Consider the following 1,020-nt stretch of genomic DNA (forward strand, 5'->3'; position numbering starts at 1 on the left):
ATTGCTGGCTTCTCGCCTACTTACGAAAGTCCTCGCGGACTTTCTTGGTCGGTAATTATTTACTAAATTAGTTGCTTAAACCACGCAACAAACCATATACAACAACGTTGCCAGTAATATAAAAAATGACGAACTTAACCAGAAGAAAATTTATAAGAAGAGGAATTTTAGCCTCAATTGGATTAGTTCTTTTAGACTCACTTTGGTTTGAGAAATATGTAATTGACTGGAATTACTTTGACATCTCAAAATCGGAAAAAGACAAAATAAAAATCATCCAAATTTCGGATTTACATTTTGACCAATTAAGATACTTTCACAAATCTATTGCGAAAAAAATAAATTCAATTAAACCTGATTTAATATTTTTAACTGGCGATTCTGTTGACAAAACCGAAAAAATAGATTCTCTAAATGAATTTTTGCAATTAATAGATAATTCTATCAAAAAGTATGCGATTACAGGAAATTGGGAATATTGGGGAAAAGTCGATTTGACAAAACTTAAAAATATTTATTCTAAAAATAATTGTGAATTATTAATAAACGAGAACAGAACTATTTCAATTAAAAATCGTGAAATCTCAATAATCGGAATTGACGATTTAGTTGGTGGAAATGCTGATTTCGGAAAAGCAGTTGAGAATCTAAAACAAACTGAAACTAATATCGTTTTATCACATTGTCCAGAACACAGAGATATAATTACAAAACAAAAAGAGAATTTAAATATTGATTTAGTACTTTCTGGTCATACTCACGGAGGACAGATTACATTTTTAGGAATCGTTCCTTTTAAACCTCAAGGAAGTGGAAAATATTTAAAAGGTTGGTATAAAGAATCGGAACCGAAAATGTATATATCAAAAGGAATTGGAACAAGTATTTTACCAATTCGATTTGGAGCAAGAGCGGAAATGGTAGAAATGGAAATATAAAAACTACTGGCAACACCGTATATAATTTATTGCTGGCTTCTCGCCTACTTACGAAAGTCCTCGCGGACTTTCTTGGTCGGTA

1 protein-coding gene is annotated in these 1,020 nt (G+C 31.1%); it reads left to right on the top strand.

Features of this window, described 5'->3' with window-relative positions; genetic code table 11:
• Nucleotides 1-125: 125 nt before the first annotated feature.
• Nucleotides 126-938, top strand: a complete 813-nt coding sequence (locus GQS57_RS18310; protein ID WP_165734417.1) for a metallophosphoesterase — start codon at nt 126-128, stop codon at nt 936-938.
• Nucleotides 939-1,020 lie beyond the last annotated feature (82 nt).

The sequence above is a fragment of the Polaribacter sp. 20A6 genome, from assembly GCF_011378915.1.
In the GTDB taxonomy this organism is placed as follows: Bacteria; Bacteroidota; Bacteroidia; order Flavobacteriales; family Flavobacteriaceae; genus Polaribacter; species Polaribacter sejongensis.